We start from the raw sequence: 8,670 nt of genomic DNA on the forward strand, positions 1-8,670 counted from the left end.
TATTCACATATCAAACAAAGTACAAAACAGCGTATTTATCTGCTTAAAAAATGTTGTACGCCTTGCCCTGCTGCTCGCCCTGTGGCAAAACAAGCCGTCAGCAAATATCCGCCTGTTGGTGCATCCCAGTCCAGCATTTCGCCACAGCAAAACACATAAGGATTAGATTTCAATTGCAGTTGTGAAGATAAAACATCTTGCTTGACCCCGCCCGCACAGCTAATTGCCTCTTCGATTGGACGGAAGCCATCTAAAGAAATACTGAGATGCTTGATCTGCTGCACCATTTGCTTGGCATCTGACCATAAGCTTTTATCGACGATCTCCCGAAGCAGATTAATTTTGACCTGATCCAACCCTGCTTTACGCCAAAGGTTAGTAAGTGACTGCTTCTTATTGCCTTGTAGCTTCTTTTCTAATTGTTCAATACTGAGATCTGGAAGTAAATCTAGGTGAAGTTTTAGAAGTTGCTGTTGGGCAAGCTGTGCTCTGAGATCACGCCCCAGTTTATAAATCACTCCACTTTCAAAACCATAGTGCGTAATGATGATATCACCATGCGTTTTGCTTTCTGTATTCACCCACGCATCAACACGTTTGAGTGGCTGACCGAAACAATCTTGCATAAACGGCGACCATTGTTTCAGTACCCCAGCATTGCTAGCCTGAAATGGTTCAATTTCATCGGCAGAAAGCCATTGCTGCCAAGCGCCATCACTGCCGAGTTGTGACCATGATACCGCACCACAAGCCAACACAATCGCATCATAAGTTGCACTAAATTGCTGAGTCTGATTCTCTATCGTGAGTTGATTGTTGGATAAATCCACACAACGATGACGATAATGAAATTTTACGCCATCATTCATCAATCGCTTTAACCAAGCACGAAGTAACGGTGCTGCTTTCATTTCTACAGGGAAGACACGTCCTGAACTGCCAACATAGGAACCGATCCCAAGACCTTGCATCCAATTTTGAATCCACTGAGCATCCCATTGTTTCACCCAAGGGCTCAACCAATCTGTACGATCATAGCGTTGTATAAATACGTCTACAGGCTCAGCATGTGAGATATTTAAACCTGTTTTGCCCGCCATTAAAAACTTGCGCGCTGCAGAAGGCTTTTGTTCAAACACATCAATTTGATAGTTGTATTGACTCAACACTTCAGCAGCCATCAAGCCCGCTGGACCTGCACCAATAATCGCAATGCGTTTAGACATCAAGGTTCTCTTGAATATTCTGCCCTTGCAATGGTGCAAAATCATCAAAACGAGTTGTATAACCTTTTGGTTTTCGAATGATCAATTGTTGGCACAACTCACCACGTTCTAAGTACTTAATTTCAAAATGAGTACGTGCAGAATCTACTGCAATTTTCTGCTTTTCATATGGCAATTTCCACAGCTCAATCAACTGGTGTTCAGCTTCATCAATATATTCAGGAATATTGCTTGCGAGCGTAATCGAGCCATTGGGCTGAAGACGAGAAAGTAGGAACTCAAAGAATGGCATATTCAGCCAACGTTGTGCAGGATTATGCGGTTCTGGATTTGGATAGAGAATAAAAAATTGTTCGACCTGTGCAGGATATAAGGCATGCACAATCCAAGGTAAAGCATCGGCGTGAATCGGATTGAGATATTCACGCGGTTCTAGTTGATGCTGTTTTTGCATAGCCAGAAATTTTTCTTTGGTTCGTTCAATCGCATACAACGTGGTTTGCGGATTTTGCCCCGTAAACAACAAGGCATGTTTGCCTTTTCCAGCACCAATTTCGACACAAATCGGTGTACTAGGAATGGCAATGAAATCACGAGGGGCTTGCATACGTTGTGCTTGAAATTGACGAATCGACATAATCTCATCAAACTATCTAGAAATCGGCATAAGTCTAACAACTCACTTTACTTTTGCCTAATCTATTTGTTTTATGTTTTAGGAATTTTCTATGCCACGTACATTTCCCTGTCCTCGTTGTGGTGAAGCCAGCACTTGGGAAGGTAATGAATTTCGTCCATTCTGCTCTGAGCGTTGCAAACTAATCGATCTCGGGGCTTGGGCGAGCGATGAATACAAATTACCTACTCAAGATGCCCCTCAATCAGGCTTGCAACGCCAAGAAGATGATTACGAGGACTAACCCGCTTTACTTGCCACAAAAGGATTAAATTGCTTTTCATAGCCGATGGTACTCATCGGTCCATGACCTGAAATAAACTGAGTTTCATCAGGCAAGCTAAAGCATTCACGTTGAATCGAATCTAACAGTTGTTGGTGGTTGCCTTTCGGAAAGTCAGTACGTCCAATCGAACCTTTGAACAATACATCACCGGTCCATAGCAAACCATGTTTAGCATTATAGAACATCACATGACCTGGAGTATGACCAGGCGCAAAACGGACTTCAAACTCATCCTCACCCAGTTTCAATGTTTCGCCGCCCTCAAGCCACTGATCAACTTTGACAGGTTGCGGAATTGGAAAACCATAACGTGCTGAAACTTCCTGAATCATATCCAACCAAAATTGATCTTCTTTATGCGGCCCAATCACTGGAATATTCCATGTCTCAGCAAGTTCACCCACCGCACCTGCATGATCAAGATGCCCATGTGTTAACCAAAGTGCTTTAACATTTAAACCGAGTGCTTCTACTTGTTGTTTGAGTACCGCGGCATCACCACCTGCGTCAATCAAAACAGCATCTTTACTTTCACTATCCCAAAGAATAGAACAATTTTGGGCAAATGCAGTAACGGGTACAATTTTGACTTGCAGCATAAAAACCTCTGGCGAAATAAAACGTCAATTTAACGATGGGCTAAGGTATGAGTAAGGGCATCAAGATTAGCCTGAACTAGACTAGCAAGCAAATCAATATGCGCTTGATCGCTGTTCAAAGCAGGAATATAAGCATATTCCCCACCACCCGCATGTTGAAACAGTTCTTTATTCTGGATGGCCAACTCTTCCAATGTTTCTAAACAATCTGCCGAAAATGCAGGGCTCAACACTTGCACTGATTTAACTTTTTGCTCACCCCACTGCTGTAAGACCACATCCGTATATGGTTTGACCCATTCTTGCTTACCAAAGCGAGATTGGAAACTAATTGCCCATTCGCCTTCATTTAAATGCAAGGCTTCAGCGACGAGTTTCGCTGTCATACGACAACGATCAGCATAGGGATCACCTTTATCCGCATACGGCTGCGGGATACCATGAAAAGACATCAATAATTTTTCAGGTTTACCATATTGGGCTTGATAAGCGACAACACTATCTGCCAATGCCTGAATAAACATAGGATGTTGATAATAATCTTTGATTAAAGTAAGGCCGGGTAAATGGCGTTGTTTAGGAATCCATTTTGCAAAAGCATCATACAGAGGGGCTGTTGATGTTGCGGAATACTGCGGAAATAAAGGTAAAAGGATAACGTGCTCTTGTGGATTTTTTTCAAGCTGCTCAAAAACACCATATATGCTGGGTTGCCCATAGGTCATAGCAGGAACAACCGTCAAATCAAAATGCTGACTTTCCGATTGTAAGCGTTGCTTCACCAATTCCGTTTGCTCAAGCACAATTTCTCGCATTGGTGAATCTTTTGACCATACGGAAGCATAAGCTTCAGCCACTCTTTTAGGACGGAATGTCAATACAAATAAATGTAAAATAATCCACCAAATCGGTTTCGGGATTTCAATTACACGTGTATCGGATAAAAATTGTTTTAAAAATCGACGTACTGCTGAGACAGTTGCTTCGTCTGGCGTACCTAAATTTGCTAAAACCACAGTCACTTTTGGTTTTGGTGTAGCTGACATAGATCGCTTCCGCTATAGCTGAATTTCTTCAATTACTTTAGCAGTTTTATGATTATTTTTTAAATTGAATTAATGCATGGTCTTAAATTGAAAAACCCGATTACTATCCAAAATGTTACTTTCTAATAACTTCTGCCCTTTTGAGGTCAATTGCCATAACATCCGTTGGCGATCATCACGACCAGTTGGTACAATCCATTCATTTTGACGCATTTGTGTTTTAATTTCATGGAGTGCACGAATATTAATTTGCGCGCGAGAGACAGCATGCGCTCGTGGCATTTCTACACGTGCATCATCAAGACCTGTTTCATTTAAAAATTCATTCATACGTTTAGAAAAATATTCTTCGGGCGTAGGAATTACAAATGAGGCACCTAACACATTCAGCAATTGTGCCCATGTCATTTTACGAAATGGTTTAACTTCTTTGAAATTACCATCTTGATAAGCATGCATACGATATTCAAATGAATAAATCTCATGCATTGATACCTTTGGAACAGTTGCAATCGGATCTACTTCTCGACTTCCAACTTCAGTTTCAAGTTGTTTTACTTTTGCACGCAAACTGTCAATTTCATCTTGTAAAACCTGCGTATTTTGCGGACGCACCCAACCGACTACTGGATAACGCTCTAACATTTGCGGCATATTCGAACGTACCGCAAGTTCTAAATCACGCAAAGTCCGATAAGTAAAAACTTGATCAACTTCATGTTGAAGCTGTTTTCTAAACTCTTTGAATTTTTCTCTTAATTCTAATTTATGATCATGTAATACAGCATCACGTGATTCTGGATCTTCATGCATGAATACAATCACAGGTTTCTGCTTCGTCATGGCGTAAATATATTCCAGATGCATGTAACCAACACCTGAAACGGATTGTTCGCCATACTGGCTACCTAATAAGATTACGACGTAATCACAGTCATCTATTTGACGACGAGCAATAGAGGTACTTAATGGTGTGCGCTGTTCTAAGCCCCACGAAAAGAAACCCATCCCAACCAAAGTTTGAGTCAAGACTGCTCGCTCTGGTTGCATTTCATTGCCAGACGTAGAAATAAACACTTGATAACGGGTATCCTGCATAGGCTAAGCCTCAATTCACTGATCAATAATTTTAAGCTATTTTGCTTAAATTTTATTAATAGATAACCTAGATAAAACCACAAATATGATTAGATTTTACGCACTTAAGCAGTAATTTCATCCAAATTGCGAATCGTCCATGTTATTTGTTCTGGTACTAGATGTTTGAGCACTAATGATAACTCAATCGCATTATTACCGCTGACATAACATTCAATACGTGTAATATTATGACTTATTTTGTCACATAATAACCTATTTTTTATCAAAATATATGCTGTTTGTCGTGCAACCGCTTGCCCAGAGTCAATTAACTTTAACTTTTCACCAAAAACCTGACGAATCGCATCTTTTAGGAAGGGATAATGGGTACAACCCAACACTAAAAAGTCCGCACCTTGAGCAACAACAGGCTGTAAAATCTCTTGCAATACATTCAAACAATCTTGACTCATTTGCTGGCCCGACTCTACAAAAGGTACCAGTTTTAAACTGGTTACAGCGAGAACTTTCACCCCAGCAGGTTCAGCAAATTTGAGCATGACATCTTTAATCAATTGACCACGAAAAGTTGCTGGTGTTGCTAACACTGCTACAACTTTAGATTGGGTTTGGATCACAGCAGGCTTCAACGCAGGAACTAAACCTACGATTGGAAAACGCTCACCATAATAATCTCGCAAATAATCCAAACTAAAAGCTGAAGCAGTGTTACAAGCGACAACTGCAATTTTGCAACCTTGTCGATACAACCACTCAATTGCTTGAGCAGTAAGCTTGCGAATCTCTTGGTCTGAACGCGCACCATAGGGAACATGCGCTGTATCTGCATAATAAAGAATGCGTTCATTCGGTAAATGTTGTGCAATTTCTTGTGCAATCGATAATCCACCAATACCCGAATCAAAAACCCCAATTGGCGCATCAGCAGATGCATGTGGCATAGGATCCAATAAGAGAGGCATAGGTTGAACAGCTGTCATACACACGTGAGCACTAATTTATCTAATCTTTTAAGCTTAAACCTCAGGTGCTCAAATGCAAGATCAAATCACCACTTTTTAACGTTAAAACAGCCTCACCCTGAGCATTTTCAGACAAAGAACCATAGTTCACGAGATGATAAAAACTTTGTCTCTGGATTAATGCATTGATACCGAAACGTATATGTACATATGGGCGTAATTCACCTGCATATTCACGCATAAAAATAGGATGTGTTTCATCCACAATCACCACGTCCTGATTGGTTGTAGAGACTTGCAAATAATATTTTCCATCGATTTCAATTTGATCCACATGATTGATTAATAAAGGCTCATCTTCTACCTCAATTTCAATCTGCTCTACAGGTGTTTTAAGATAAAATTTACCCTCTTCTTTCCAAAGCACTTTAGTAAACAAATCTAATAGCGCCTGCCGCTTGATCAATTGACCTTCGTGCCACCATTCACCATTGGCTTTTACTTTCAAATCCATTTTGCCACAATGCTTTGGATGCCATTGGTCTAAAGGTGGAATTGACCTTTTGTGACTTTGCTGTACATCTTTTAAGTATTGTGAAATGTTCATTAAGTTTTTATCATCAGAAAACATGATTTTTCCCTGATTTTCTAAAGGGTTTTGTGAAGAATCATTTTCATTTATCATAGTTTATGCCTTGCTGACGAGAAAATATGACCGCTCAGCCAATTGGCGAGCCCAAGGTTTAAAACTATACTATCCCAAACGTTTGCAAGCACAATAATAGCATTTGTGTTTGGCAATTCAGAACACTCATGGCAGCACCGAATCGCAATATTACGGTTGCCACCCTTAAAAATATGAGGAGTCCTACATGGAACACATCGAACGTGAAGCGATGGAGTTTGACGTAGTGATCGTAGGCGCAGGGCCTGCGGGTTTATCTGCTGCGATTAAAATTCGTCAATTAGCGATTGAAAACAACCTACCTGATCTTTCAGTGTGTGTTGTTGAAAAAGGCTCTGAAGTAGGTGCGCATATCCTTTCTGGTGCTGTACTTGAACCACGTGCCATGAATGAATTGTTCCCGAACTGGAAAGAAGAAGGTGCGCCACTCAATGTACCTGTAACGGGCGACGAAACCTATTTCTTACTTTCTGATACGAAAGCACAAAAAATGCCGTATTGGATGGTACCAAAATCAATGCACAACGAAGGGAACTATGTTATTTCCCTCGGTAATGTTGTGCGTTGGTTAGGTCAAAAAGCTGAAGAGCTTGAAGTTTCTATTTTCCCTGGTTTTGCTGCTTCTGAAGTGCTTTACCATGAAGATGGTACTGTGAAAGGGATTCAAACAGGTGATATGGGGATTGGCAAAAATGGTGAGCCAACACATAACTTCACGCCTGGTTATGAACTCCATGCAAAATATACGCTATTTGCTGAAGGTTGCCGTGGTCATCTTGGTAAGCGCCTAATTGCTAAATATAACCTAGATAAAGATGCTGATCCGCAACATTACGGTATTGGTATTAAAGAGCTTTGGGAAATTGACCCAGCTAAACATAAACCTGGTCTAGTGATGCATGGTGCAGGTTGGCCATTATCAGAGACTGGTTCTGCTGGTGGTTGGTGGCTATACCACGCTGAGAACAACCAAGTAACTTTAGGTATGATCGTAGACTTATCTTACGAAAATCCAAATATGTATCCATTTATGGAAATGCAACGTTGGAAAACACATCCAACGATTAAGCAATTCCTAGAAGGTGGTAAGCGTATTTCTTACGGCGCACGTGCGGTAGTCAAGGGTGGTTTTAACTCTTTACCGAAACTTACTTTCCCAGGCGGCTGCTTAATCGGTGATGATGCTGGTTTCTTGAACTTTTCAAAAATCAAAGGCTCTCACACTGCAATGAAGTCAGGTATGTTGTGTGGCGAGGCTGTGTTTGAAGCAATCGCAGCGGGCGTCGCAAAAGGTGGTGATCTCGCAATTGCTCGCGTTCTTGAAGGTGACGATCATTTTGCTAAAGAGTTAACGACTTACACAGATAAGTACAATAACTCTTGGTTAAAAGAAGAGTTATATCAAGCACGTAACTTTGGTCCAGCGATGCACAAGTTTGGTACTTGGATTGGTGGTGCATTTAACTTTATTGATCAAAACATCCTTAAAGTGCCATTTACGTTACATGACTTAAAACAAGACTTTGCTGCACTTAAAACTGTAGATGCATCGACATTCAAACCAAACTATCCAAAACCAGATGGTAAGTTGACCTTTGACCGTTTATCTTCAGTATTCGTATCAAATACAGTGCATGAAGAGAACCAACCTGCTCACTTAAAGCTAACCGATCCATCAATTCCAGTGAATGTAAACCTACCGAAATGGGATGAGCCTGCTCAACGCTACTGCCCTGCTGGTGTTTATGAAATCATGGAAAATGATGATGGTTCTAAGCGCTTCCAGATTAACGCAGCAAACTGCGTACACTGTAAGACTTGTGATATTAAAGACCCTTCACAAAACATTACTTGGGTAACCCCTGAGGGTGGTGGTGGTCCAAACTATCCAAACATGTAATTGCTAACATTAAAAAAGCCTCAATTTATTGAGGCTTTTTTTAATTTCTAAATAAATAATACAGAATGGTATTTTTAAGAAATGAATTCATATTAAACCTATACAAATACAATCATTTGAAATACTTTAACAAAATTAATTTAATAAAAGAGACAAACTTAACTAAAATAAAAAATCACACTATTATTA

9 protein-coding genes are annotated in these 8,670 nt (G+C 40.4%); 2 read left to right on the forward strand and 7 right to left on the reverse strand.

What is annotated here, in order from left to right; all coding sequences use genetic code 11:
• Positions 1-35: 35 nt before the first annotated feature.
• Both AAV96_RS05960 and AAV96_RS05965 read right to left on the reverse strand, forming a co-directional pair.
• On the reverse strand, positions 36-1,226 hold the full coding sequence (locus tag AAV96_RS05960) for a TIGR03862 family flavoprotein (RefSeq protein WP_005218519.1): 1,191 nt from the start codon (positions 1,224-1,226) through the stop codon (positions 36-38).
• A complete protein-coding gene (locus tag AAV96_RS05965) occupies positions 1,219-1,863 on the reverse strand; it encodes an SAM-dependent methyltransferase (protein WP_046738657.1) in 645 nt (214 codons plus the stop codon). The genes AAV96_RS05960 and AAV96_RS05965 overlap by 8 nt, the downstream gene beginning before the upstream one ends.
• 91 nt (positions 1,864-1,954) lie before the next feature.
• On the opposite strand from AAV96_RS05965, the gene AAV96_RS05970 reads away from it, so the two are divergent.
• Positions 1,955-2,146, forward strand: a complete 192-nt coding sequence (locus AAV96_RS05970; RefSeq protein WP_005162768.1) for a DNA gyrase inhibitor YacG — start codon at positions 1,955-1,957, stop codon at positions 2,144-2,146.
• Here the strand turns inward: AAV96_RS05970 and AAV96_RS05975 are convergent.
• The 5 genes from AAV96_RS05975 to AAV96_RS05995 all read right to left on the reverse strand — a co-directional run bounded on the left by AAV96_RS05975 (position 2,143) and on the right by AAV96_RS05995 (position 6,581).
• Positions 2,143-2,787, reverse strand: a complete 645-nt coding sequence (locus AAV96_RS05975; protein WP_046738658.1) for an MBL fold metallo-hydrolase — start codon at positions 2,785-2,787, stop codon at positions 2,143-2,145. The genes AAV96_RS05970 and AAV96_RS05975 overlap by 4 nt on opposite strands.
• A gap of 29 nt (positions 2,788-2,816) precedes the next feature.
• Complete coding sequence (gene hemH, locus AAV96_RS05980) at positions 2,817-3,833, reverse strand: ferrochelatase (RefSeq protein ID WP_046738659.1); 1,017 nt, start codon at positions 3,831-3,833, stop codon at positions 2,817-2,819.
• A 69-nt stretch (positions 3,834-3,902) separates the two neighbouring features.
• Entirely contained in the window at positions 3,903-4,931 is a 1,029-nt protein-coding gene (locus AAV96_RS05985; RefSeq protein ID WP_005218527.1) for a DUF4062 domain-containing protein, read from the reverse strand.
• A 104-nt stretch (positions 4,932-5,035) separates the two neighbouring features.
• Complete coding sequence (gene murI, locus AAV96_RS05990) at positions 5,036-5,914, reverse strand: glutamate racemase (protein ID WP_004659185.1); 879 nt, start codon at positions 5,912-5,914, stop codon at positions 5,036-5,038.
• Between the two features lie 43 nt (positions 5,915-5,957).
• Complete coding sequence (locus AAV96_RS05995; RefSeq protein ID WP_004659187.1) at positions 5,958-6,581, reverse strand: DUF1285 domain-containing protein; 624 nt, start codon at positions 6,579-6,581, stop codon at positions 5,958-5,960.
• A 187-nt stretch (positions 6,582-6,768) separates the two neighbouring features.
• Between AAV96_RS05995 and AAV96_RS06000 the strand changes: the two genes are divergently transcribed.
• Entirely contained in the window at positions 6,769-8,481 is a 1,713-nt protein-coding gene (locus AAV96_RS06000) for an electron transfer flavoprotein-ubiquinone oxidoreductase (protein WP_005162789.1), read from the forward strand.
• The last annotated feature ends 189 nt before the right edge of the window (positions 8,482-8,670 follow it).

This window comes from Acinetobacter sp. AG1 (assembly GCF_001005525.1).
Classification (GTDB): Bacteria; Pseudomonadota; Gammaproteobacteria; order Pseudomonadales; family Moraxellaceae; genus Acinetobacter; species Acinetobacter modestus.